The following is a 24,191-nucleotide window of genomic DNA, read 5'->3' as shown; positions in this document are numbered from 1 at the left end:
AAAATGTCAGGGGTGACGACTACCGTTCGTCCTAGTTCTCGAGCACGGAGGTGGCGGTGTCCAAGAAGGCGGAGTCTCAGCAGACCGAGCGCGACGATGTCGTCGACGCCCAGCCCACCGCCGAGCAGGAGGCGGCCGCCGGCCAGGATCCGACGCCCGAGGCGAGCCAGCGGCACGCCGAGCTGAGCGACGAGCTGCGCGGTCACCAATACCGCTATTACGTGCTCGACTCACCCACCATCTCCGACGCCGACTTCGACCGGCTGCTGCGCGAGCTCGAGGCGCTCGAGACGCAGTTCCCCGCGCTGCGCACGCCCGATTCCCCGACGCAGAATGTCGGCGGCACCTTCTCCACCCAGTTCACCCCGGTCGAGCACGCCGAGCGCATGCTCTCGCTCGACAACGTCTTCGACGACGAGGAGCTCGGCGCCTGGGTCGAGCGCACGGTGCGCGACGCCGGCGGTCCCGTCGAGTTCATCTGCGAGCTCAAGGTCGACGGTCTGGCGATCAACCTGACGTATGAGAAGGGTCGCCTCGTCCGGGGGGCCACCCGGGGCGACGGCCGCACGGGGGAGGACGTGACCCCCAACGTCCGCACGATCCGCGAGATCCCCGAGCGGCTGGCCGGCGACGATGTGCCCGAGCTGCTCGAGGTGCGCGGCGAGATCTACTTCCCGGTGTCCGCGTTCGCCGATCTCAACGCGTCGCTGGTCGAGCAGGGCAAGGCGCCGTTCGCCAACCCGCGCAACGCGGCCGCGGGCAGCCTGCGGCAGAAAGACCCGCGCATCACCGCCTCGCGGGGTCTGCGCATGGTCGTGCACGGCATCGGCGCGCGGCAGGGGTTCACGCCCACGTCCCAGTCCCACGCCTACGAAGCGTTGAAGGCCTGGGGCCTGCCGACCAGCTCGCGGTGGAAGCTGGTCGACGACATCGCCGGCGTGCACGACTACATCGAGTATTACGGCGAGCACCGCCACGACGTCGAGCACGAGATCGACGGCGTGGTGATCAAGGTCGACTCGGTGGCGATCCAGGGCCGGCTGGGCTCCACGTCCCGCGCGCCGCGCTGGGCGATCGCCTTCAAATACCCGCCCGAGGAGGTGACGACCAAGCTCCTCGACATCGACGTGAATGTCGGCCGCACCGGCCGGGTCACCCCGTTCGCGGTGCTCGAGCCGGTCAAGGTGGCCGGGTCGACGGTCGCGCTGGCCACTCTGCACAACGCGCGTGAGGTGGAGCGCAAGGGTGTGTGGATCGGCGACACGATCGTGCTGCGCAAGGCGGGCGACGTGATCCCCGAGGTGCTCGGCCCGGTCATCGACCTGCGCCCCGACGACGCGCACCCCTTCGTGATGCCGACTCACTGCCCGGCTTGCGGCACCCCGCTGGCGCCGGCCAAGGAAAGCGACATCGACATCCGCTGCCCCAACACGCGGTCGTGCCCCGCGCAGTTGCGCGAGCGGGTCTTCCACCTGGCCGGCCGCTCGGGGTTCGACATCGAGGGCCTGGGTTACAAGGCCGGTCAGGCCCTGCTCGACTCCCAGGTGATCACCGACGAGGGTGACCTCTTCGCTCTCACCGAGGATGATCTGCGCCGGTCGCCGTTCTTCGTCAACCAGGACGGCAGCCTGGGCAGCAATGCCGTCAAATTGCTGGAAAACCTGGAGACGGCCAAGGAGCGCCCGCTGGCCCGGGTGCTCATCGGCCTCTCGATCCGCCACGTGGGCCCGACGGCCGCCGAGGCACTGGCCCGCCAGTTCGGCTCGATGGAGGCCATCGAGGCCATCGTCGCCGCCCCACCCGGCAGTGCCGAGGAGGCCGCAGCGGTCGAGGCCGCCGCCTTGGACAGCTCAGTCGTCTCCGCCGCCGCCGACGTCCTGGCCGCCCAAGTCTCACCCGACACCGCCCCGTCCGACAGCGCCGATTCCCCCGACGGCGCCGCTACGGCTGACGCCGGCGTTTCCGCTGACGCCGGCGTTTCCGCTGACACCGCCGCGGCTTCCGTCGACGCCGCCGCTTCGGGGAAAAAGGCCAAGGCGGCGCCGGACGTCTTGTCGACTGTGGAGGGTGTCGGCCCGATCATCGCGGAGAGTCTGCGCGAGTGGTTCGCCGTCGACTGGCATCGCGACATCGTCCGCAAGTGGCGTGAGTCCGGCGTCCGCATGGCCGACGAGCGCGTCGACGACGGCCCGCGCCCGCTGGAGGGTCTGACGCTGGTGGTCACCGGCACGCTGGCCTCCCACTCACGTGACCAGGCCACCGAGGCCGTGACGTCCCGCGGCGGCAAAGTGAGCGGCTCGGTCTCGAAAAAGACGGCCTTTGTCGTGGTCGGCGACAACCCCGGTAGCAAGTACGACAAGGCCTTGGCGCTCAAGGTCCCGGTGCTCGACGAGCAGGGCTTCGCCGTCCTGCTCTCCGACGGCCCCGACGCCGCCCGAGAGGTCGCCGAGATCGGCTCGGACGCCGGCTGACGACGCGGGCGGGCGTGGAGCCCGAGCGGAACCGGACGTGGAGCCCGAGCGGAACCGGACGTGGAGCGCGGGCGGGGCCGGCGTGGAGCCCGAGCGGGGGCCGGGCGTGGAGTGCCGGGCGGCTAGCGGAGCGCCGCGGGGCGGACGGGGCGGTAGCGGGAGAGCCAGTCGGCCAGGTCGGGGGCGGGCATGGGGCGGGCGTGGAACCAGCCCTGGGCCGCGTGGCAGCCGGCTTCGGCCAGGAGGCGCCAGGTGCGTTCGTCCTCGACGCCTTCGGCGACCGCGCGCAGGCCCAGGGCCTCGGCCAGGTCGATCACCGAGCGGACGATGGCGGCGTCGCCACGGTCGGTGGCCATGCCCAGGACGAAGGAGCGGTCGATCTTCACCTCGGCCAGCGGGAGGCGGCGCAGGTGCTGCAGCGAGGAGTATCCGGTGCCGAAGTCGTCCAGCGAGATGGCGATGCCCATGCGGTCCAGGCGGGTGATCGTGCTGAGGACGCGGTGCGGGTCGGCCATCAGGGCGCTCTCGGTGATCTCGAGCTGGAGCAGGTCGGGCGGCACGTCGTACTCGCGCAGGAGCCCGTCGACCCGGTCGGCGATGTCGCCGGCGTGCAGGTCGCGGACGCTGACGTTGACCGCCGCGCGCAACGGGCGGCCGGCGTCGCGCCACGCGGCCAGCTGGGCGATCACCTCGTGCAGCACCCGGCTGGTGAGCAGGCGCATCACCGGGGTCGGCTCGGCCACCCGGATCAGCTCCTCGGGGCCGACCAGACCGCGCTCGGGGTGCCGCCAGCGCAGCAGCGCCTCCACGCCGACCACCTCGCCGGTCGCGATGGCGATCTGCGGCTGGTAGAAGAGCGTGATCCCGTCGTCGGGCGAGTCCTCGTGCAGCGCCTGCCGCAGGTCGGCCAGCAGCGTCAGGCGGTCCGGGGTGTGGTGCGGGGCGTCGGGGCTGTAGAGCGAGACCTGGTCGCCGCGCTGCTTGGCGTCGTACATGGCCGCCTCCGCCTCGCGCAGCAGGGTCGCGCCATCGCCACCGGGTTCGCGTTGCAGGGCGATCCCGATCGAGGCAGTGACGTCCACCGGCATGCCGTCGAGGGCGAACGGGTGGTTCAGTGCCTCGGCCAGGTGGTCGGCGACGCGGCGGGCCGCGGGCGCGCCGTCGACCCGGGTGGCGAGCACCGCGAACTCGTCGCCGCCGAGCCGGACCACCAGGTCGTGGGCCGGCACCACCTCGGCCAGGCGGTGGCCGACCTCGGCCAGCAGCCGGTCGCCGACGCCGTCGCCGAGCGCGTCGTTCACCGTACGGAATCGGTCGAGATCGAGGACCAGGAGCGCCAGCCGCCGCCCTTTGGCCTGGGACAGCACGGCCGCGTGCAGAGCGCGCCGGTTCGGCAGTCCGGTCAGCGCGTCCACGCGGGCGGCGCGCTCGAACTCGCCGGCCGAGCGGACCATCCGATGGACGGCGTGCAGCGCCAGCAACACCAGTGGCACAAAGGCCAGTCCGACCTGCGCGGTTGCCAGCACCACCGGCCCGAGCAGCAGCAATGCGCCGGTGGCCAGCACTTCGACCCCGGCCCGGCGCAGCCGCCGGAGCCGCTGGAGACGCCGCAGCCGGGGTCCCGGCCGGTCGGCCATCGAGCGCGCGACTACCGCCGCCAGGCCGTAGCGGGCCAGGATCCAGGCCCCGGCCGCCGCCACCGTCAGAAGTGCGTCCCCCCAGTCGAGCCCGGGCCCGACCCGCAGCGAGACCAGCGAGGTCACCAGGGCGGCCGCCCCCAGCGCGACCGCGTGCTGCACGGCCAGGTGCAGCGTCCGCCGGGCGGTGTGCCGCATCCGGATGCCGGCCACCGTGACCGCGATCAGCTGAACCGCCAGCGCCGGCCCGAATCCCCAGGCCAGGGCGATCGCGAAGGTGAAGCAGATGGACGGCAGGATGACCGAGCTGGCGCGGCGGTTGGCCACCACATAGGGCCGCGCGTCGACCACCACGGCCAGAAAGCCCATCAACCAGTACGCGCTCGGAAGCTCGCCGAACGTCTCGTGCTGCACCGCCCACAACAGCCCGTCGACCGAGGCCACCACAACCCCGGTGACGAACAGTGCCCGTCGCCGTCGCAGGTCCTGCCGTGCGGCGTCCATGCGACCTCCACCAGGGCCTCGATCAACCGACCGTTCCCACGATAGATCCACATGGTCATTCCACCGCAAAACATCTTTGCCGTTATCAAATCGGCATAAGCCTTCAGTCGCGCATTGAACCCGAATTCCACCGTCCGAGGGACACTCCCGCTGACACCCGGCACCCGGTGTCCGAGGGGGACGGGCACAATCGTCGCCCGGCGATCGGGGTCGGGCGAGGGCGAAATAGACTCGTCGGGTCCGAGTCGCATTCGAGAAAGTAGGACAGGATGGCCGCCATCACCCGCGAAGAGGTCGCGCATCTGGCGCGCCTGTCGCGGCTCGCCGTGACCGAGGAGGAACTGGACCGGTTCGCGGGGCAGCTCGACGTGATCCTGCAGTCCGTGGCCCGGGTCGGCGAGGTGGCGGCCGACGACATCCCGCCCACCTCGCACTCCGTTCCGCTGACCAACGTTTATCGCGACGACGTGCCCGTGCCGTGCCTCACGCAGGAGGAGGCGCTCTCGGGCGCTCCGGACGCGTTCGAGGGCCGGTTCCGCGTGCCGCGCATCCTGGACGAGGAGGACTGACGCCGTGTCTGACCTGACGAAGATGTCGGCGGCTCAGCTCGCCAAGGCGATCGCCGGCAAAGAGGCTTCGGCGGTCGAGGTCGCCCAGGCTCACCTCGACCGGATCGACGCCGTCGACGAGCGGGTGCACGCCTTCCTGCACGTCGACCGGGAGGGCGCGCTGGCCGCCGCCGCCGCGGTCGACGCCGGCGAGGTGACCGGCCCGCTGGCCGGTGTGCCGGTCGCCGTCAAGGACGTGATCGCCACCAAGGGCGTGCCGACCACGGCCGCTTCCAAGATCCTCGAGGGCTGGCGCCCGCCGTACGACGCGACGATCGTCGAGCGGCTGCGCGCGGCCGGCACGGTGATGCTCGGCAAGACCAACATGGACGAGTTCGCGATGGGCTCGTCCACCGAGTACTCCGCCTACGGTGCGACCAACAACCCGTGGGATCTCGGTCGCATCCCGGGCGGCTCGGGTGGCGGCAGCGCCGCCGCCATCGCCGCCTACGAGGCGCCGCTGGCCATCGGCACCGACACCGGCGGCTCGATCCGCCAGCCGGGTGCGGTCACCGGCACGGTCGGGGCCAAGCCGACGTACGGCGGCACCTCGCGTTACGGCCTGATCGCGTTCTCGTCGTCGCTCGACACCCCGGGCCCGTGCGCCCGCAACGTCGAGGACGCGGCGCTGCTGCACGCGGCGATCGCCGGCCACGACTGGCGGGACTCCACCTCGATCCCGCAGCCGGTGCCCGACGTGGTCGGCGCGGCGCGGCTCGGCGCCACCGGCGACCTCAGCGGCGTCAAGCTGGGCGTCGTCAAGGAGTTCGCGGGCGACGGGTCCGAGCCGGGCGTGCTGAGCGCCTTCCACGAGTCGCTCGAGGCGCTGGTCAAGCTGGGCGCCGAGATCGTCGAGGTCTCCTGCCCGCACTTCCAGTACGCGCTTCCGGCCTACTATCTGATCGCCCCCAGCGAGGCGTCGTCCAACCTGGCGCGCTTCGACGGTGTGCGTTACGGCCTGCGTGTCGGCGACGACGGCAACCGCTCGCTGGAGGAGGTCATGTCGCTGACCCGCGAGGCCGGCTTCGGCCCCGAGGTCAAGCGGCGCATCATCCTGGGCACCTACGCGCTGTCCAGCGGCTACTACGACGCCTATTACGGTCAGGCTCAGAAGGTCCGCACGCTGATCACGCGGGACTTCGAGGCGGCTTTCGAGCGGGTCGACGTGCTCGTCTCACCGACCACGCCGTTCGTGGCCTTCCCGTTCGGGTCGCGCACCTCGGATCCCTACCAGATGTATCTGGCCGACCTCTTCACGATCCCGACCAACCTGTACGGCGGTCCGGCGATCTCGGTGCCGTGCGGGCTGTCCGAGGGTCTGCCCGTCGGTTTCCAGGTGATGGCCCCGACGCTGGCCGACGACCGGATGTACCGGGTGGCGGCGGCGCTGGAGTCCTCGGTGGGGACCCTGACGCCGCCGGCCCTGTAACGAGCGAGAGCTATGCCGGCCGCGGCGTGGACTTCGAGTCCAGCCAGCTGTTGATCAGCTTGGTGAAGTCGCGGCCGGTCTGCTTGTTGACGAAGGCGGTGAAGGACGCCCGGGTCTGCTGGGTGTTCTTCTGCGTCTGCACCCACGCCTTACCGAGGGCGAAGAACTTCTCGTCACCGAGTGCGTCGTGCAGTTCCTTGAGCATGGCCGCCGGGCAGAGATAGACGTTGCTCTCGGCGAAGTTGCCGGCCTTCGGCTTGCCGGGCGGTCCCAGCTTCTTGCGCAGGTCGGCGTCGGCCCGGCGCAGGTAGTCCTCCAGCTCCTTGTCGCTGTATTTCAGCACCGACTGCGAGTAGAGGAACTGCACGTAGGTCGCCCAGCCCTCGCTGAGCCACAGGTCGGTCCAGGTCGACGGGGTGACCGTGTCGCCGAACCAGTGGTGCGAATACTCGTGCAGCAGGTCTTCCTCGAAGAGCGCCTTGTCGAACTTCTTCTTCTTGCCGCCCATCGTGATCATCTGCTGGGTCTCCATGGCCGACTCCGACTCGACCATGACCGCGCCGCCGCTGGGGAACGGGTAGGGCCCGAACCGCTTCTCGAGGAAGCTGAGCATGGCCGGCGACTTCTTGAGCGAGGGCAGGAACCTCTCGTCCCGGCCGGGGCGATACCAGTAGGTCAGCGGGATGCCACGGGGACCCTTGGCCACGACCTTCTTGTATTTGCCGACGGCGAGGGTCTGCAGATAGCTGGCCATCGGGTCGGTGCTGCGGAAGCGGAACGTCGAGCCCCGCTGACCCAGATAGCTGCCGGCGGCGATGGCCGACCAGCCGGTCGGCACGGTGACCGCGACGTCGTAGAGCGCCTTGTCGGACGGCTGATCGTTCGCCGGATACCACGTATAGGCGCCGAAGGGCTCCTGCATGGTCCACAGGCCGCCCTCCTTGGTGATCGTCAGGCCGAGCGGCTCGACGTCGGAGCGGTGCGACGGCATGGGTGTGGTGGCCGGCTTGCCGTGATAGGCGACCACCAGCGTGACCGGCTGGTCGGCGACGACGGGAGCCGGAACGACCAGTTTCTCGCCGGTGACGGTCGCCTGGACTGCCTTGCCGTCCACGGTGACCTTGTCCAGCGTGTAGGGCTTGAAGTCGAGCTTGAGCTGGGTGGCATCGGCCGTGGGCCGGATGCGCAGCGTGGCGGTGCCCTTGAGGGTCTTGGCCGACGGCTGCCAGGCGAGCACGAGGTTGTAGTGCAGGACGTCGAGGGTGGCGGTGCCGTGTTTGGGATAGAGCTTGTCGGCCACCGGCTTGGAGCTGCCGGCCTGCCAGGCCGTGTAGTCGACGGCGGGGGCGGCGGGCGCCGCCGAGGCCGTCGGGGGAGTCTCGGTGGACGGGGAGTCGTCGCAAGCTGCGATGGAGGTGGTCGCGGCGAGGGCGGCGACGACGAGGAGTGCGCGGTGCATGGCGGGGACCGTATCCGAACGATCTTCAGCTGTGGGGGCGCCTGTGGATAACTCCGGGGGGCTGTGGGTCACCGAAATTCTGATCGCCGGGCCCACTATTCTTGTGCCATGACCACCACCGCGCTGCCCACCTACGAGGACGCCGTCTCGCGCTACGAGCCGGTGATCGGCCTCGAGACCCACGTCGAGCTGGGCACGGCCACCAAGATGTTCTGTGGCTGCCGCACCGAGTTCGGCGCCGAGCCGAACACTCAGGTGTGCCCGGTCTGCCTGGGCCTGCCGGGCGCGCTGCCGGTGTCCAACCGGGCGGCGATCGAGGCGACGATCCGGATCGGCCTCGCGCTCAACTGTGACATCGCCTCGTGGTGCCGCATGGCGCGGAAGAACTACTTCTATCCCGACATGCCGAAGAACTTCCAGACCTCGCAGTATGACGAGCCGCTCTGCGTCGAGGGCTATGTCGACGTCGAGGTCGACGGCAAGGAATACCGGATCGGCATCGAGCGGGTGCACCTCGAGGAGGACACCGGCAAGTCGCTGCACGTGGGTGGCGCGACCGGCCGCATCCATGGCGCGACCGAGTCGCTGGTCGACTACAACCGCGCCGGCATCCCGTTGGTCGAGATCGTCACCAAGCCGGTGCCCGGCCTGGGCGCGCTCGCGCCTGAGGTGGCGAAGGCCTACGTGGCCGAGCTGCGCGACATCATCCGCTCGCTCGGCGTCTCCGACGTGCGCATGGAGCAGGGCTCGCTGCGCTGCGACGTCAACACGTCGCTCAACAAGGCCGGCGAGGAGTGGGGCACCCGCACCGAGACCAAGAACGTGAACTCGCTGCGCTCGGTCGAGCGCGCGGTCCGCTCCGAGATCATCCGGCAGACCAGCCTGCTCGACGAGGGTGTCCGCATCTTCCAGGAGACGCGTCACTTCCAGGAGACCACCGGCGACACCCGGCCCGGCCGGTCCAAGGAGACGGCGACCGACTACCGCTACTTCCCCGAGCCCGACCTCGTGCCGATCGCGCCCGAGGCGTCCTGGGTCGCCGAGCTCAAGGCCGCCCTGCCCGAGCGGCCGAGCGTCAAGCGCGCCCGGCTGGCCGAGGACTGGGGCATCAGCGCGCTCGACATGCAGTCGGTGGCCAACGCCGGTGCCGTCGAGCTGATCGAGGAGACCATCGCGGCCGGGGCCTCGCCCGCGGGCGCGCGCAAGTGGTGGATGGGCGAGCTGGCCCGCCGGGCCAACGAGACCGGCGTCGAGCTGTCGGCCGTCGGGGTCACCCCGGCCCAGGTCGCCGCACTGCAGAAACTGGTCGACGGCGGCAAGCTGAACGACAAGCTCGCCCGCCAGGTGCTCGAGGGCGTCGTGGCCGGCGAGGGCGACCCTGAGGCGGTCATGGCCGCCCGGGGGCTCGGCGTCGTCTCCGACACGGGCGCGCTGACCGCCGCGGTCGACGAGGCGATCGCCGCCAACCCCGACATCGCCGCCAAGATCCGCGACGGCAAGGTGGCCGCGGCCGGCGCGCTGGTCGGTGCGGTCATGAAGACCACCCGGGGCCAGGCCGACGCCAAGACCGTCCGCGACCTGATCCTCGAGCGCCTCAGCTGACGAAGCACGAAGCCTGAGCTCAGCGGCTGGGCTCGGACTGCGGCGTCGGTGAGCCGGAGGGTGACGGTGTCTCCTCCGGCTCGGCGCCGACGACGTTGCGCTGCATCTCCACATTGGATTGGCCGGTGCCGCCCAGCTGGATGTCGTCGTAGGCCTTGAGCTGCCTGTTCTCGTCGAAGTAGAGGACCGACAAGCTCAGCGGCGTGGGCTCCTCCTTTTCGAGCCCGCGCAGGCCCGCACCGCCGGTCGAGCCCTCGACCATCAGGCGGGTCGCCACGGGCGGCTCGTCGCCGGCGGCCGACGGGGCCGGCGTGGGTGACGCCGAAGGAGCCGGGGCCGGCGCGGGCAGCAGGCTCACCTCACGCTGGTGCTTGTGACCGGCCAGCACCAGCGGCACCACCCCGGAGAGCGGCGGCGCCATCGCCGGGTCGTGGACCAGGGCGATGTCGACGGGTTTGCCGGAGGTTCGGATCGTTTCGGCCAGCTGGCCACCGGCCCGCAGCAGCGGCGACTGCGCCGGGTCGTCCGGGTTCGCCGCCGGCGTCTCCTTCTTGTCCGGGGTGAACTCCGGGTCGCCGATGCCCGCGATGGTCAGGCCGTCGACCGTGGTGATCTTGTTGTCGAGGACGACCGCGTTGCGCTGGCGGGCCACCGCCGTTTGGATCGAGGCCGAGTCGTGGTTGCCGCGGACCCAGATGTAGGGGACGCCGACCGAGGGGATCGACGAGGCGTATCCGGTCTCGGCGGTGCTGCCCCAGTCGACCAGGTCGCCGGTGTCGATCACGGCGTCGATCTCGAACGTCTGCACCACCGTGCGGATCAGACCGAACGCCTGCGGGCTCAGGTGCAGGTCGGAGACGTGCAGGATGCGGGTCGTATTGGCCTCGGGCTCATACACGGGCAGGGACGACACGGTTGTGTAGAGCCGGCTCACATTGCTGACGATCTGCTGCAGCTGCTCGGAGTAGCGGCCGTAGTTGTCGGCGATCCGGCGCGCGTCACCGACCACGGCGGGCGCGTTGACCAGCAGGCCCTCGTACCGCGGCTCGGCGATCGAGTCGGGTCGCAGCGTGGCCGCCGCCAGCCCCAGGCTCCCGCCGGTGACCACCAGCGCCGTCAGGCCCGAGGCGGCCACCCGGCGGACGTTGCGGAAGATCAGCGCGCTGAGCACGATCGCGCTCAGCACCGCGATGCCCAGGGTGCGCACGCCGAGCCGGATCACGCCGTCGCGGACGTCGTCGACCGCGTTCTCGCCGGCCCGGCTGATCGCGGTGGGGTCGTCGATCAGGGCCTCGGTGCGGCTCTGGTCGAGGGCGGCCAGGTTGACCTTGAGGTGGAGCGGGCCGTCGTGGCTGTCGAGGTGCAGCGACCCGAGTGGCGGCAGGTCGACCTCGGTGCCGCCGAAGACCGACGGGCTGATCGACATCTCGGCTCGGAACGGCCCGACGGCGACGTTGGCGTGGGCGAAGAGCATCGTGCCGATCACCGCGCCGGCCACGCTGACCAGAGCGATCATCGCCCCGACCAGGGAGCGGCGGGTCCACCGGCTGCCGCGGACCGCACCGAACCAGCGGCGAGCCGTCGAGGTTATCGAGGTCATCGCCGCCTCACCTGCCCTGCCCCGTTGTGCGTCAAACCGTGTGCCCTCCCACCGTGGCCCTCAGCCGCGGCGGCGCCGCCCGAGAAGAGTGGCACTTTCTCAACTGCGGCCGGCGCCGCCGTCCGAGAAGACCAGCCGAATGATCCGGTCGTCCTCGGGGCCGGGGTCGCCCGCGTCCTCCTGGTTGGAGGTGCCGGCCCACAACGACCCGTCGGGCGCGGTCACCAGGCTCCGCAGCCGGCCGTACTCGCCGGTCAGCACGGATTGCGGGGTGCCCAGCACGGTCCCGTTGCCGGTCACGTCGAGCAGATAGACCCGCTTGCCGAGCAGGCACGCGGTGGCGATCGTCTGCTCGAGCACGGCCACCCCGGCGCAGCCGGACTCGGCGGCCGGCCAGCTGAACATCGGATCGGTCAGCTTGGTGTCGGTGCCCGCGCCGTCGGCCTTGGGCCAGCCGTAGTTCTTACCTTTGGTGATCACGTTGAGCTCGCCCGACTTGGTCTGGCCGCTCTCACTGGCGTACATCCGCTTGGTCTTGTCCCAGGCCAGGCCCTGAACGTTACGGTGGCCGGAGCTCCAGACCAGGCTGGTCTTGACCGGGTTGCCGGGGGCGGGCTTGCCGGCCACGGTCATCCGGAGGATCTTGCCGCCCAGGCTTTTCGGGTTCTGCGCCTGCGCCCCGTTCGTCGTGCCGTCGCCGGTGCCCGCGTACAGGAAGCCGTCGGGACCGAAGGCGAGCGCGCCGCCGTTGAAGTCGCTCGAGCGCGGGATGCCGGTCAGGATCGGCTGGAGCTTGCCGCCGAGCACCAGCTTGCCGATGCGGTTGTCCTTGGCGGTGGAGTAATACACGTACACCGTCTTGGTGGTCTTGTATTGCGGGGAGACCGCGATGCCGAGCAGGCCGCCGTCGCCGGACGCCTGCACCTCGGCCAGCCGCTGCGCCTCGGTGACGGTCAGCCCGTCGGCGTCGGACTCGGGGCCGACCTTGAGGATGCGGCCGGTGTCGCGCTCGGTGACCAGACCCGACCCGTCGGGCAGGAAGGCCATGCCCCACGGCACGTCCAGGTCCTTGGCCAGGACGGTGATCGCGACCTCCTGGCTGCCGCCGCTCGGGTCCTCGGGGCCCGCGGAGGGCTCGTCGGCCGACGGGGTGGGCAGGTTGGGCGGAGCACCCTGCTGATCGGGATCGGGCGGGCCGAAGCTGCACGCCGAGGCGAGCCCCAGCACGGCGGCGAGCGCCAGGGTGGCGGCCCGGGCCCGGCGGGAACGCACGATCACTCGACCTCCTCGAGATTCGACGCACCCCAGGGTAGCGAGATCAGCTGGGAATCAGTCGGAGTGGCCGATCTCCTGCCCACCGGCGGCCAGCACCCTCGGCAGATTGTCGGTGGTGACCGCGGTCAGGCGGATGACGTTGCCGTTGTCGAGCAGCGCGGAGATCTGCCCGCTGGAGTCCGGGGCGAGCTCGTCGATCCGGTCCCAGAGCACCTCGGTGCTGCCCAGCAGGGCCCGCACCCGCAGCTGGTCGGCGTAGACGTCGGTGCCGGCCCGCCAGGCCCAGAGGAAGAACGCGATCGGGATCAACAGGATCAGGGCCCAGGCCCACGACACACTGGCGAGCGGAACACCGCTGACGAAACCGAGCACGGCGGCGACCATCAGACCGCCGGACTTCCGGACGCGGAGCAGGGGTTTCGAACGCACGTGCCCATCCTCCCACCCGCTCTGTGCGTCGTTTCTGTCGGACCCCGGGCGCATACTCAGGGCCATGACAGTGCTTCTCGCGATCGGCACGCAGAAAGGCCTGTTTCTGGCCGCCGGCGACGACGAGCGCCGGACCTGGCAGGTCGGCCCGGCTCACTTCCCCGGCACGGCGGTCTACACGATCGGTGTGGACACTCGCGGTCCCCGCCCCCGGTTGCTGGCCGCTGTCGACAGCTCCCATTTCGGCCCGAGCGTCGCGGTGAGCGACGATCTGGGCGAGACCTGGCAGGAGCCCGAGACGGCGCCCATCGCCTTCCCCGAGGATGCGGGGGCGGCGGTCGAGCGGGTGTGGCAGATCGTGCCCGGCACGGCCGCCGAGCCCGGCGTGGTCTACGCGGGCTCCCAGCCCTCCGCGCTTTTCCGCTCGACCGATGGCGGCCGATCGTTCGAGCTGGTCCGCGGGTTGTGGGATCACCCGCACCGCCCGCAGTGGGGCGCCGGCTTCGGCGGTCAGGCGATCCACACGATCCTGCCCCACCCCGACGACCCGTCCCGTCTGCTGGTGGCGATGTCGACCGGCGGGGTCTACCGGTCCGGCGACGGCGGCGAGACCTGGTCACCGGCCAACAAGGGCATCAAGGCCTACTTCTTCCCCGATCCGTGGCCCGAGTTCGGCCAGTGTGTGCACCGGGTGACCCGCGACGCCGGCGATCCCGACCAGCTCTACGCGCAGAATCACCACGGCGTCTACCGCTCGACCGACGGCGGCGACAGCTGGCAGTCGATCGCCGCCACCCTGCCCTCCGATTTCGGCTTCCCGATCGTCGCCCATCCGAGCCGCTCCGGCACGATCTGGAATTTCCCGCTCACCGCCGACAGCGAGCGCCACCCGACCGAGCTGCGCTGCCGCGTCTACCGCTCGACCGACGCCGGTGACCGGTGGGAGCCGCAGCACGTGGGCCTGCCCGACGGCCCCTATTACCCGGTCGTGCTGCGCGACGCGATGTGCACCGACCGTCTCGATCCGGCCGGCGTCTATTTCGGCACCCGGGCCGGCGAGGTCTTCGCCACCAACGACGAGGGCGAGAGCTGGATGACGGTGGCCGCACATCTGCCCGATGTGCTCTCGGTCCGGGCGGTGCCGGTCTGATGCCGGTCGTGCTGGTGCCCGGTGTGCTGCGGGCCGAGGCCGGCGGCGCGTCCCGGCTCGAGGTCACCGCGGCCGGCACGCTCGGCGCTGTGCTGACCGAGGTGGGGGAGCGCTGGCCGATGCTGGCCCGGCGCATCCGCGACGAGCAGGGCGCGGTCCGCCGCTACGTGAATGTCTTTGTGGACGGCGAGCAGGCCGGCCTCGAGACCGCGGTCGCACCGACCTCCGAGATCCAGGTCCTGCCCTCAGTGGCCGGCGGCTGACCATGACTGACTATGACCGAGTGGCGTCCATAGCCGACGGTCCGGACGTGCGGAGGAGCATTACCCAGCCGTAACCTGTTCGAGGGACGGTCGTTGTCCGATGCAACGACCCCCATCAACCCCGCGAGACCCCTGATCCGACGAGAATCCCGGAGGATCCGTCGACGTGGCAGTGCCGCCCCCCACGCGCACGCACCAGGCCCGGCCTCGCCGCCGGGCCATGACGCTCGGCGTGCCCGCGGCCGCGATCGTGGTGCTGCTGGCCGGCCTGACCGGTCTGGTCTCGCCCCCGCTCGCGCTGGCCGTGGGCGCCGGCGGCTGCGGCCTCTGGGCCACCTTCCAGCTGGTGCGGGCCGCGCTCTCGATCCACCACGCCGACCAGTCCTTCGTGGCCTGCCGCGGCGCCGGCTTCGTCGGCCTGGGTGCGCTGGCCTCGGTGGCCGCGGTGCTGCTCACTCTGCTCTCACCGCCGGCCGAGGGCGTGTGGGTGACGATCGCCTTCGGACTCGCCGCCGCCTGCTACGCGACCGGCACCTTGCTGCTGCCCTCGACCGGTACGGGATGGATGGTGCACTCACGGCGGGCGTTCGACGGCCTCGGCCTGGGCGTCAGCCTGGCCTTCGCCGGCTATCTGCTCACGCCGGCCGACGTGGCCCGTCCCGGCGCCCTCCCGGTCATCTCCATCGGGGCCACCGGTGCCGCCATCATCCTGGTCGCGATGCTGCGGGGCCGCCCGGTCCGCCGGGCCGCCGTCCGCTGCGGCATCGGCGCGATGCTGGTGCTGGTCGGGCTGGGTGCGCTCGCGATCGGCGTGAGCGGGGCCGCCGTGGCGCTGGCCGGACTGCCGATCGTGGCCGGCCTGGCCCTGACCGTGGAGGGCGGCACCCGGCGCGATCTGCCCGCGCCGCCGCTCGAGCCGCGCAACCCCGACCAGTATCTGGCCAGCTATCCGCTGCTCGCGGTGCCGGCCGGGGTGGGCGTGGTGGCCGCGGTCTGGCACCTGATCGTGGTCCGGGAGTTCGACTCGACCAGCATCATCCTGGGCATCGCGATGGTCGCCGTGCTGGCGATGCGTGAGCTGCTCGTCGTGCACGACATCCGGCGGTATGCGGGCCAGTTGCAGACCGCCGAGGCCCACTTCCGGTCCCTGGTCGCCGGGGCCACCGACCTCACCCTGGTGCTCGATCAGGATCTGCGGATCGCCTGGCAGTCGCCGGCCGCGTCGCGCCTGTTCGGGCTCACCGACGACGAGGTGGTGGGCCGCGCCTTCACCGACCTGATCCACCCCGACGACGTCGAGGACGCCCGTGAGGTGATCGACGTGGTGCTGGCCGGGGAGGACGCCGACGGGCCGCCCGCGCTGGTCACCGCCCGGCTGCGCGACGGCGCCGCGTTGTGGCGCGACACCGAGTCGACCATCTCCGACCAGCGCGCCGTTCCCGAGGTGGCCGCGCTGGTGGTGCACGTGCGCGACATCGGTGACCGGCGGCATCTGGAGAAGGCGCTGCACAAGATGTCGTCCACCGATCAGCTCACCGGCCTGGCCAACCGGCGCGCTCTGATGCGCGACCTGCTGGCCCATCGCCGCCGCGCCGGGCAGCAGGGCACCCTGCTGGTGATCGACCTGCACGGCCTGGCCGAGATCAACGACAGCCGGGGCCGCGAGACCGGTGACGCCGTGCTGATCGAGGTGGGCCGCCGCCTGCGCAACCTGCTGACCGAGGAGGACCTGCCGGCCCGGCTCGGCGGTGACGAGTTCGCGGTCCTCACCGCCGACGGTGCCGTGCTGGCGTACGCGCTGGCCACCCGCATCGCCACCGCGGTGGCCGAGCCGCTGCAACTGCCCGGCACGATCGTCGAGCTGCACACCAGCATCGGGCTGGCCGAGCTGGCCGGCGGCGAGGACTCGACCGAGGTGCTGCGGCACGCCGACCTGGCCCGCCGCCGGGCCCGCCAGCTCGGCCTGGACCGGGTGGAGTGGTACGACCCCGACGTCGAGATGAAGCTCAACCGCCGGATGGATCTCGAGCGTGAGCTGCTCGGCGCGGCCGACCGGGGCCAGCTCGACCTGGTCTTCCAGCCGGTGGTCGACCTGCGCGACAACCAGCCGGTGGGGGTCGAGGCGCTGCTGCGCTGGCGGCATCCGCAGCTCGGCACGATCCTGCCGAACGAGCTGCTGCCGATCGCCCGGGCCGTGGGCATCTCGGCCGAGCTCGACGAGTGGGTGCTGGACGCCGCGTGCAAGCACCTGTCGGCCTGGACGGGCGGCGACAACGGCTTCTGGGTCTCGGTCAACGTCTCGCCGCGGGAGCTGCTGACCGCGCGTTTCCCCGACCGGGTGGCGTCGACCCTCGAGCGGTATGGCATCGCGCCCGAGCGCCTGGTGGTCGAGGTGGCCGAGGAGTGGATCGCCGAGGACGTGCCGGCGATCGTGGCCTCCCTGGCCGGCCTGCGCAAACTCGGCGTACGCGCGGCCCTGGACGACTTCGGCGCCGGCCAGGCCTCGCTGTCGCACCTGCGGCGCCTCCCGGTCGACATGCTCAAGCTGCACGCCTCGCTGGCCAACACGTCGTCCGGGTCCACGGCCGGCGGCGGCCCGGCGGTGATCGACGTCGTGGTCAGCCTGGGCCGCCGCCTCGGCCTGGAGATCGTCGCGAAGGGACTCGAGACGACCGAGCAGTGCGAGCGGGCGGCCAAGGCCGGTTGCCTCTACGGCCAGGGTTTCGTGCTGGGCCGCCCGGGCCCGGCCGAGCGCATCGAGGCCTACCTCGAGAGCCACCGCGCTTAGCGAGGCGGGGCGGTGCTCCCTCGGGGCGTCAGGTGCGCCGTGCCCGCCTCGACGTTGTTGACCTGTTTGCCGTCGATGGCGGCCAGCAGCTCGCGGGCGGCGTGGGCGCCGTATTCGGCGATGTCGCGCGACAGGGCGGTCAGCGGCGGGTGCACCAGGCTGCACAGTGGGGAGTCGTCCCAGGCCACGATGGACAGGTCGCCGGGCACGGCGAGACCCATCTCCTGCGCCACGGCCAGGCCGGCCACCGCCATCACGTCGTTGTCGTAGATGATCGCCGTGGGCCGGTCGGCCCCGATCAGGAGCCGGCGGGTGGCCCGGCCGCCCTCCTCGCCGGTGTAGTCGGACGGCATGGTGACCGCCTCGTTGAGCCCGAGCGCGGTGCAGACGTCGTTGAACGCCCTGGTCCTGGTCTGGGTGTGCAGCAGGTCGGGCAGGCCGCCGACCCGGGCGATCCGGCGATGGCCGAGCGCGACCAGGTAGCGCACCGTCTCGGTGATCGCACCGGCGTCGTCCGACCAGACCTGGGCGATCTTGCCGGTGTCACCGGGCCCGCCGATCACGACCGCGGGCAGCTGCAGCTGCTGGAGGACCGGGATGCGGACGTCGTCCTCCCGCAGGTCGGTGACGATCACGCCGTCGATCCGGCGCTCGCCCCACCAGCGGCGGTAGACGTCGATCTCCTGCTCCGGGGTGGCGACGACCTGCAGCGTCAGAGCGTACGAGCGGGCGGCCAGCTCGGCCTCGAAGCCGCTGATCAGGCCCATGAAGAACGGCTCGATGCTGAGGATGCGCGCCGGCCGGCTCAGGGTGAGGCCGACGGCCCGGGCGCTCGCCCCGGACAACGCCCGGGCGGCGCTGTTGGGATTGAAGCCGATCTCCTGGGCGATGGCCACGATCCGCTGACGGGTCGCCTCCGAGACGCCGGGCTGGCCGTTCAGCGCGTACGACACGGCGCCTTTCGACACGCCCGCCCGCCGCGCGATGTCGGCGATCGTGGGCCGCTTCACTCGGTCTCCTCTGTTCCCGCCGAGCCTACCGGCGGAGTTTACCGGTGCCGGAATCGGTAGAGCGCTCTCACACGGATCTTGGCTGAGATGAACAGTCGGCGACGGTGCTCATTGAACGGTTAAGTGTCGGCGGACACACCACGCTTTGTAAACAACGATGACCGGGAAAGTCCAAATTCTCCGGCTTTACGAGTACTGACAACGATGCCAGATCAACCTTGTAACACGGTATTGACAGTCATCAAGACCCGTCATAGCGTCTCCACAACTTATCCGGTTCAGTAAATTTCTCTCCTCCATGGAGGCGTCATGAGACGGACTGTGCGGGCGGCTGTCGCCGGTGTGGCGGCGACGCTGTTGATCGCGGGCTGCAGTGGGCAGAGCCTCGAGGGCAAAGACGACACGAGCAACGGCGCGAGTGGCGAGCAGATCACCCTGAAGGTCAACTTCTGGGGTGACATGGGCCTGGACGCGCTCAAGGCCAAATACGAGAAGGAACACCCGAACATCAAGATCGCCCTCAACACGGGCGAGTTCAACGCCCAGCACGAGGACCTGCAGAAGAAGCTGGTGGCCGGCTCGGGCGCCCCCGACATCTCGGCGGTCGACGAGGGCTTCATCGTCCAGTTCCGCAACCAGTCCGACAAGTTCGTCAACCTGCTCGACAAGGGCGGCGCCGACTTCCAGTCGAAGTACCTGGACTGGAAGTGGAAGGCGTCCATGTCGGCCGACGGCAAGCAGATCGGCCTCGGCACCGACGTCGGCGGCCTGGCCATGTGCTACCGCAGCGACCTGTTCCAGAAGGCCGGTCTGCCCAAGGACCGCGACGCCGTCTCCAAGCTGTGGACGAACTGGGACGACTTCATCAACGTCGGCAAGCAGTACACCGCCAAGACCGGCAAGAAGTTCATCGACTCCGGCACCAACATGTTCAACCCGGTGCTCGCCCAGCAGCCCGTCGGCTTCTACGACGAGCAGGAGCAGCTGCAGATGAACGGCGGCCCCAAGGTCGCGTTCGACGTGAGCATGAAGGCGATCGACGCCGGCATCTCGGCCAACCTGGCCAGCTTCCAGCCCAACTGGAACCAGGGCTTCAAGAAGGACCAGTTCGCCGTGCTGGCCTGCCCGGCGTGGATGCTCGGCCACATCCAGGAGACCGCGCCCGACCAGAAGGGCAAGTGGGACATCGCCGCGATCCCGGGCGGCGGCGGCAACTGGGGCGGTTCCTGGTGGACCATCCCGTCGCAGGGCAAGAACGTCGACGCCGCGGCCGACTTCGTGAAGTGGATGGTCCAGCCGGAGCAGCAGATCGAGGTCTTCAAGACCGTCGGCAACCTGCCGTCGCAGCCCGCCCTCTACAAGGACCCGGCGGTGCTCGACTACAAGAAGGAGTTCATGAGCGACGCGCCCACCGGCCAGATCTTCGCGGCCACCGCGGAGAGCCTCAAGCCGCAGTACCTGGGCAAGAAGAACGGCCCCACCCGGGTGGCCGTGGAGAACGTGATCACCCGCGTGCAGCAGGGCGGGCTCAAGTCGGACGCGGCCTGGGCCGAGGCGGTCAAGCAGGCCGAGAAGGTCGCGAAGACCGGTAAGGCCTGACCCATTCGATGGCGGGGCGGTTCGTGGGCCGCCCCGCCTCCTTTTAGGAGTGGCCGTGTCCCTCACCGAGCTCCGCCCGGCTTCGCATCGGCAGGCCCCGCCGCCGGGCCCGGGCAAGACCAAGCACTGGCTCTACCGGTTCGACACCAAGACCATCCCGTACATCTTCATCTCGCCCTTCTTCATCCTCTTCGCGATCTTCGGCGTCTTCCCGCTGATCTTCAACGGGGTTGTCGCGCTGCGGAACTGGCGGCTCGACGACCCGACGCTGACCGGCTGGGCGGGCTTCGCCAACTTCGAGCGGCTGTTCACCGACGAGGACTTCTGGAACGCGCTGGGCAACACGTTCGGCATCTTCATCCTCTCCTCGGTGCCGCAGCTGCTGGCCGCGCTGATCATCGCCAACCTGCTCAACCGCAAGCTGCGGGGGACCACGTACTGGCGGATCGGCATCCTGCTGCCGTACCTGACCCCGGTCGTCGCCTCGACCCTGGTCTTCGCGATCTTCTTCTCGCGGGACAACGGGCTGGCCAACTGGTTCCTGTCGCTGGTCGGCTTCGGCCAGGAGACCCCGCTCGACTGGCGGGCGCAGAAGTGGAGCGCCTGGATCGCCATCGCGACGATGGTGAACTGGAAGTGGATCGGCTACAACGCGCTGCTCTACCTGTCGGCGATGCAGTCGATCCCCAAGGACGTCTATGAGGCGGCGGCGGTCGACGGTGCCGGCCCGTGGCGGCAGTTGTGGCAGATCACCGTGCCCATGATCCAGCCGGTCGTGGTGTTCACCGTGATCCTGTCGACCATCGGGGGGCTGCAACTGTTCAACGAGCCGATGATGTTCGACGAGAACCCGCAGTCGGCCGGCGGCGGCTCCGACCACCAGTTCCAGACCATCGCGCAGCTGATCTACAAGGTCGGCTGGAAGGACCTCGATCTCGGGTACGCCGCGTCGATGTCCTGGGCCCTGTTCCTGATCATCCTGGTCGTGGCCGGGATCAACTTCGCCCTGACCCGGCGCATCGGAGGTGGCCGATGACCACGTACGCGAATCGAGCCCCGCAAGACACCCGGGGCACCTGGATGACCTACCTGGGTCTCTCGCTCGTCCTGCTGTTCTCGGCCTTCCCCGTGTACTGGATGTTCGTCATCTCGACGAGCACCGACGAAGCGGTCGCCGCGTCGCCGCCCGCCCTGCTCCCGGGCTCGCAGTTCCTGGTCAACGTGCGCGAGGTCTTCACCCTCAACGAGGTGTACTTCGCGGCGTCCCTGATCAACAGCGTGCTCGTGGCCGGCATCATCACCGCGGCGACGCTGTTCTTCTGCTCGCTGGCCGGGTTCGCTTTCGCCAAGCTGCGCTTCAAGGGCCGCAACGCGCTGATGGTCGTGGTCATCCTGACCCTGACCGTGCCCAACCAGCTCGGCATCGTCGCGCTCTACATCGTGATGGGCAAGATCGGCTGGAACAACACCTTGCTCGCGGTCATCGCACCCGGCCTGGTCAGCGCGTTCGGCGTCTTCTACATGCGGCAGTTCATCGCGCACGCCGTACCGGACGAACTGGTCGAGGCGGCCCGCATCGACGGCGCGCTGACCCTGCGGGTCTACTGGAACATCGTGCTGCCGGCGATCCGCCCGGCGCTGGCCGTGCTCGGTCTGCTGACCTTCGTGATGGCTTGGAACGACTTCCAGTGGCCGCTGATCCAGCTCAACGGCACCGACTTCCCGACCTCGATGGTCGCTCTGTCCGACCTGGCCAGCGGCAACTACGTGATCTATCGGCGGGTGCTGGCCGGCGCGTTCCTGGCCACTGTTCCGCTGATCGTCCTGCTGTTGATCGGCGGCCGGCAGATCGTCCGGGGGATTATGGAAGGCGCCGTCAAGTCCTGACCGGGGACCGGCGTGGCGACGAAGGAGAACAGTGAGCTCGTACCAATCGCTCCACGAGGGCTGGACCGTTTCGGGAGCCGACGTGAGCGGCCTGCCGGCCACCGTGCCCGGGTGTGTGCACACCGACCTGCTCCGGGCCGGTCGCATCGAGGACCCGTACCTGGATGAGAACGAGACCAAGCTCGCTTGGATCGGGCGCACCGACTGGGAGTACGAGACCACCTTCACCGCCACGCCGGGCCATCGCACCGACCTGGTCTGCGCCGGCCTCGACACCGTCGCCGCGATCGAGCTCAACGGCTCGCTCGTCGGCGAGACGGCCAACATGCACCGCGGCTACCGCTTCGACGTCGGCTCGCTGCTTCGCGACGGCACCAACGAACTCAAGGTCAAGTTCCGGAGCGCGTACGCGTACGCCGAGGCGCAGCAGCAGCGCCTGGGCAACCGCCCCAACGCGTACCCGGAGCCGTTCAACTTCATCCGCAAGCAGGCCTGCAACTTCGGCTGGGACTGGGGCCCGACGCTGGTGACGGCCGGCATCTGGCAACCGATCGGCCTCGAGACCTGGTCGGTGGCCCGGCTGGCCGAGGTGCGGCCCCAGGTGACGGTCGGGCGCGGCACCGGGCGGGTCGAGCTTCGCGTACGCCTCGACCGCGCGGCCGACGAGCCGGTGACCATCACCGCCGAGGTCGCCGGCCGCCGCGCCCAGGCGACCGTCGACGGCATCGAGGCGCTGCTCATCCTCACCGTCGACGACCCCGAGCTGTGGTGGCCGCGCGGGTTCGGCGACCAGGCCCGATACGACCTGTCGGTGACGCTCACCTCGGCCGGCGGCGCGACCCAGGACACCTGGAACCGCCGGATCGGGTTCCGGAGCGTCCGGATCGACACCACCGGCGGCGGCTACACGGTGGTCGTCAACGACGTCCCGGTGTTCGTCCGCGGCATCAACTGGATCCCCGACGACGTCTTCGCCGACCGGGTCACCCGCGACCGGCTGGCCGCCCGGTTCCGCCAGGCGGCCGACGCCAACGTCAACTACCTGCGCATCTGGGGCGGCGGCCGGTACGAGTCGTTCGACTTCTACGACCTGGCCGACGAGATGGGCTTCCTGGTCGGCCAGGACTTCCTGTTCGCCTGCGCCGCCTACCCCGAGGAGGAGCCGTTCCGCTCCGAGATCGAGGCCGAGGCCCGCGAGAACGTGGTGCGGCTGGCCTCGCACCCCAGCCTGGTGATCTGGACCGGCAACAACGAGAACCTCTGGGGCTACGAGGACTGGGGCTGGAAGTCCGAGCTGAACGGTCGGACCTGGGGCTCGGGCTTCTACTACGACCTGCTGCCCCGCATCGTCGGCGAGCTCGACCCGTCCCGTCCCTACTGGCCCGGCAGCCCGTATTCCGGCTCGCCCGGCCACTACCCGAACGACCCGGTATTCGGCACCACGCACATCTGGGACGTGTGGAACACCGACGACTACACGAAATACGCCGCCTACCGCCCGCGCTTCGTCTCCGAGTTCGGCTTCCAGGCCCCGCCCACGTTCTCGACGCTGCGCCGCTCGGTCTCGGACGACCGGCTGGCCCCCGACTCGCCCGGCATGGCCCACCACCAGAAGGCCATCGGCGGCGACCAGAAACTCGAGCGCGGTCTGGCCAACCACCTGCCCGCGCCCCGCGACTTCGACGACTGGCATTTCCTGACCCAGCTCAACCAGGCGCGCGCGGTGGCCTTCGGCATCGAGCACTTCCGGTCGTTGCGCCCGCTGTGCCAGGGCACGATCATGTGGCAGCTCAACGACTGCTGGCCGGTCACCTCGTGGGCGGCGATCGACGGCGACGGGCGGAAGAAACCCCTCTGGTTCGCGATGCGGGACGCCTACGCCGACCGACTGCTGACCTTCCAGCCGCGTACGGAATCCCCGCTGACCGCCGGCGGCCCGCGCACCGGCCTCGAGCCCGGCGCGGTCGTCCCGCCCGACGGCGCACCGGCCCTGGTGGCGGCCAACGACAGCCGTACGCCCTGGGTCGTGTCGACCACCGTGACCCGCCGCGACCTGACCGGCAAGGTCCTGGCCGAGGCCGAGCTGACCACGACGGTGGCCCCCGGCCGGAACGCCACCCTCACCCTGCCCGCCGAGCTGTCCACCCCGGGCGACCCGGCCACCGAGTTCCTCGCCACCGACACCGGCACCACGTGGTTCTGGTCGCTGGACAAGGACATCCCGTGGCCGGCCGCCGACTACACCGCGACCGCCGAGCGCGACGGCACCACCACACGCGTCACCGTGCGGGCGAACTCGCTGCTGCGCTCCCTGACCCTCTTCCCCGACCGACTGGACCCGGCCGCCGAGCCGGACCGCGCCGCGGTGACCGTCCTGCCCGGCGCTTCGGTCACGTTCACCGTCCACTCCGGACAAGCGCTCGACGCGACGGCCTTGACCACACGTCCGGTCCTGCGCTGCGTCAACGACCTCGTCTGAC

The 24,191-nt window shown here is 70.4% G+C and carries 17 protein-coding genes; 11 read left to right on the top strand and 6 right to left on the bottom strand.

Features of this window, described 5'->3' with window-relative positions; all coding sequences use genetic code 11:
- Window positions 1–56: 56 nt before the first annotated feature.
- Window positions 57–2,471, top strand: coding sequence for an NAD-dependent DNA ligase LigA (gene ligA, locus NAG42_RS01465; protein ID WP_308201094.1), 2,415 nt, complete (start codon window positions 57–59; stop codon window positions 2,469–2,471).
- A 122-nt stretch (window positions 2,472–2,593) separates the two neighbouring features.
- On the opposite strand, the gene NAG42_RS01460 is transcribed toward ligA, so the two are convergent.
- Window positions 2,594–4,612, bottom strand: a complete 2,019-nt coding sequence (locus NAG42_RS01460) for a putative bifunctional diguanylate cyclase/phosphodiesterase (RefSeq protein ID WP_438872335.1) — start codon at window positions 4,610–4,612, stop codon at window positions 2,594–2,596.
- Between the two features lie 269 nt (window positions 4,613–4,881).
- Here NAG42_RS01460 and gatC point away from each other — a divergent pair, with 269 nt between their 5' ends.
- Window positions 4,882–5,181 carry an Asp-tRNA(Asn)/Glu-tRNA(Gln) amidotransferase subunit GatC gene (gatC, locus tag NAG42_RS01455; protein ID WP_250027383.1) on the top strand — a complete coding sequence of 100 codons (300 nt, stop codon included), beginning with the start codon at window positions 4,882–4,884 and terminating at the stop codon, window positions 5,179–5,181.
- 4 nt (window positions 5,182–5,185) lie between these two features.
- On the top strand, window positions 5,186–6,649 hold the full coding sequence (gene gatA, locus NAG42_RS01450; protein WP_250027382.1) for an Asp-tRNA(Asn)/Glu-tRNA(Gln) amidotransferase subunit GatA: 1,464 nt from the start codon (window positions 5,186–5,188) through the stop codon (window positions 6,647–6,649).
- A 10-nt stretch (window positions 6,650–6,659) separates the two neighbouring features.
- Here gatA and NAG42_RS01445 read toward each other — a convergent pair whose 3' ends face one another.
- Entirely contained in the window at window positions 6,660–8,108 is a 1,449-nt protein-coding gene (locus tag NAG42_RS01445; RefSeq protein ID WP_250027381.1) for a M1 family metallopeptidase, read from the bottom strand.
- Window positions 8,109–8,216: 108 nt separating this feature from the next.
- Between NAG42_RS01445 and gatB the strand changes: the two genes are divergently transcribed.
- Window positions 8,217–9,710 (top strand): Asp-tRNA(Asn)/Glu-tRNA(Gln) amidotransferase subunit GatB, encoded by a 1,494-nt coding sequence (gatB, locus tag NAG42_RS01440; protein ID WP_250027380.1) that lies wholly within the window; start codon window positions 8,217–8,219, stop codon window positions 9,708–9,710.
- Between the two features lie 19 nt (window positions 9,711–9,729).
- On the opposite strand, the gene NAG42_RS01435 is transcribed toward gatB, so the two are convergent.
- The 3 genes from NAG42_RS01435 to NAG42_RS01425 all read right to left on the bottom strand — a co-directional run bounded on the left by NAG42_RS01435 (window position 9,730) and on the right by NAG42_RS01425 (window position 13,014).
- Window positions 9,730–11,310 carry a metallophosphoesterase family protein gene (locus tag NAG42_RS01435; protein ID WP_250027379.1) on the bottom strand — a complete coding sequence of 527 codons (1,581 nt, stop codon included), beginning with the start codon at window positions 11,308–11,310 and terminating at the stop codon, window positions 9,730–9,732.
- A 99-nt stretch (window positions 11,311–11,409) separates the two neighbouring features.
- Complete coding sequence (locus NAG42_RS01430) at window positions 11,410–12,588, bottom strand: PQQ-dependent sugar dehydrogenase (protein ID WP_250027378.1); 1,179 nt, start codon at window positions 12,586–12,588, stop codon at window positions 11,410–11,412.
- 51 nt (window positions 12,589–12,639) lie between these two features.
- Window positions 12,640–13,014, bottom strand: coding sequence for a PH domain-containing protein (locus NAG42_RS01425; RefSeq protein ID WP_250027377.1), 375 nt, complete (start codon window positions 13,012–13,014; stop codon window positions 12,640–12,642).
- A gap of 64 nt (window positions 13,015–13,078) precedes the next feature.
- Here NAG42_RS01425 and NAG42_RS01420 point away from each other — a divergent pair, with 64 nt between their 5' ends.
- From NAG42_RS01420 to NAG42_RS01410, 3 genes are all read left to right on the top strand, one after another.
- Window positions 13,079–14,164 (top strand): WD40/YVTN/BNR-like repeat-containing protein, encoded by a 1,086-nt coding sequence (locus NAG42_RS01420; RefSeq protein ID WP_250027376.1) that lies wholly within the window; start codon window positions 13,079–13,081, stop codon window positions 14,162–14,164.
- On the top strand, window positions 14,164–14,427 hold the full coding sequence (locus NAG42_RS01415) for a MoaD/ThiS family protein (RefSeq protein ID WP_250027375.1): 264 nt from the start codon (window positions 14,164–14,166) through the stop codon (window positions 14,425–14,427). The genes NAG42_RS01420 and NAG42_RS01415 overlap by 1 nt, the downstream gene beginning before the upstream one ends.
- Window positions 14,428–14,593: 166 nt before the next feature.
- Entirely contained in the window at window positions 14,594–17,215 is a 2,622-nt protein-coding gene (locus NAG42_RS01410; RefSeq protein ID WP_250027374.1) for a putative bifunctional diguanylate cyclase/phosphodiesterase, read from the top strand.
- Here the strand turns inward: NAG42_RS01410 and NAG42_RS01405 are convergent.
- On the bottom strand, window positions 17,212–18,225 hold the full coding sequence (locus NAG42_RS01405; RefSeq protein ID WP_250027373.1) for a LacI family DNA-binding transcriptional regulator: 1,014 nt from the start codon (window positions 18,223–18,225) through the stop codon (window positions 17,212–17,214). The genes NAG42_RS01410 and NAG42_RS01405 overlap by 4 nt on opposite strands.
- Window positions 18,226–18,534: 309 nt before the next feature.
- On the opposite strand from NAG42_RS01405, the gene NAG42_RS01400 reads away from it, so the two are divergent.
- Genes NAG42_RS01400 through NAG42_RS01385 form a run of 4 tightly spaced genes read left to right on the top strand, consistent with a single transcriptional unit; the run spans window position 18,535 to window position 24,190 of the window.
- On the top strand, window positions 18,535–19,824 hold the full coding sequence (locus tag NAG42_RS01400; RefSeq protein ID WP_250027372.1) for an ABC transporter substrate-binding protein: 1,290 nt from the start codon (window positions 18,535–18,537) through the stop codon (window positions 19,822–19,824).
- Between the two features lie 55 nt (window positions 19,825–19,879).
- Window positions 19,880–20,860 (top strand): carbohydrate ABC transporter permease, encoded by a 981-nt coding sequence (locus NAG42_RS01395; protein ID WP_250027371.1) that lies wholly within the window; start codon window positions 19,880–19,882, stop codon window positions 20,858–20,860.
- Entirely contained in the window at window positions 20,857–21,711 is an 855-nt protein-coding gene (locus NAG42_RS01390; RefSeq protein WP_250027370.1) for a carbohydrate ABC transporter permease, read from the top strand. The genes NAG42_RS01395 and NAG42_RS01390 overlap by 4 nt, the downstream gene beginning before the upstream one ends.
- A 31-nt stretch (window positions 21,712–21,742) precedes the next feature.
- A complete protein-coding gene (locus tag NAG42_RS01385; RefSeq protein ID WP_250027369.1) occupies window positions 21,743–24,190 on the top strand; it encodes a glycoside hydrolase family 2 protein in 2,448 nt (815 codons plus the stop codon).
- The last annotated feature ends 1 nt before the right edge of the window (window position 24,191 follow it).

The organism is Paractinoplanes maris (genome assembly GCF_023544465.1).
Lineage (GTDB): Bacteria > Actinomycetota > Actinomycetes > Mycobacteriales > Micromonosporaceae > Actinoplanes > Actinoplanes maris.
The sequence above is the reverse complement of the archived record's forward strand: the minus strand, read 5'-3'. Positions and strand labels throughout refer to the sequence as shown.